Here is an 880-nt window from a genome sequence, read left to right as displayed (position 1 = left end):
GGCTCTGTTGCAAAAATCGTGAAGCTTGAGCATGCTTGGCGGAGATTGGACGGACGGAACGATGACGGATTTCAAGTGGCGCCATTTCCAGGGTGATGTGATCCTGTGGGCGGTGCGCTGGTATTGTCGCTATCCGATCAGCTATCGCGACCTTGAGGAAATGCTGGCGGAACGCGGCATTTCGGTCGACCATACGACGATCTATCGCTGGGTCCAGTGCTACGCCCCGGAGATGGAGAAGCGGCTGCGCTGGTTCTGGCGGCGTGGCTTTGATCCGAGCTGGCGCCTGGATGAAACCTACGTCAAGGTGCGGGGCAAGTGGACCTACCTGTACCGGGCAGTCGACAAGCGGGGCGACACGATCGATTTCTACCTGTCGCCGACCCGCAGCGCCAAGGCAGCGAAGCGGTTCCTGGGCAAGGCCCTGCGAGGCCTGAAGCACTGGGAAAAGCCTGCCACGCTCAATACCGACAAAGCGCCGAGCTATGGTGCAGCGATCACCGAATTGAAGCGCGAAGGAAAGCTGGACCGGGAGACGGCCCACCGGCAGGTGAAGTATCTCAATAACGTGATCGAGGCCGATCACGGAAAGCTCAAGATACTGATCAAGCCGGTGCGCGGTTTCAAATCGATCCCCACGGCCTATGCCACGATCAAGGGATTCGAAGTCATGCGAGCCCTGCGCAAAGGACAGGCTCGCCCCTGGTGCCTGCAGCCCGGCATCAGGGGCGAGGTGCGCCTTGTGGAGAGAGCTTTTGGCATTGGGCCCTCGGCGCTGACGGAGGCCATGGGCATGCTCAACCACCATTTCGCAGCAGCCGCCTGATCGGCGCAGAGCGACAGCCTACCTCTGACTGCCGCCAATCTTTGCAACAGAGCC

Annotated in this window: 1 protein-coding gene; it reads left to right on the top strand. The window is 60.6% G+C overall.

Annotated elements, in window-relative coordinates; translation table 11 throughout:
* Positions 1-61 precede the first annotated feature (61 nt).
* Entirely contained in the window at positions 62-826 is a 765-nt protein-coding gene (locus BRX37_RS26310) for an IS6-like element IS6100 family transposase (RefSeq protein WP_001389365.1), read from the top strand.
* The last annotated feature ends 54 nt before the right edge of the window (positions 827-880 follow it).

The organism is Sphingomonas sp. S-NIH.Pt3_0716, from assembly GCF_003950715.1.
In the GTDB taxonomy this organism is placed as follows: domain Bacteria; phylum Pseudomonadota; class Alphaproteobacteria; order Sphingomonadales; family Sphingomonadaceae; genus Sphingobium; species Sphingobium yanoikuyae_A.
Note: the sequence above shows the minus strand (reverse complement) of the source record. Positions and strands in the feature narration are given on the sequence as shown.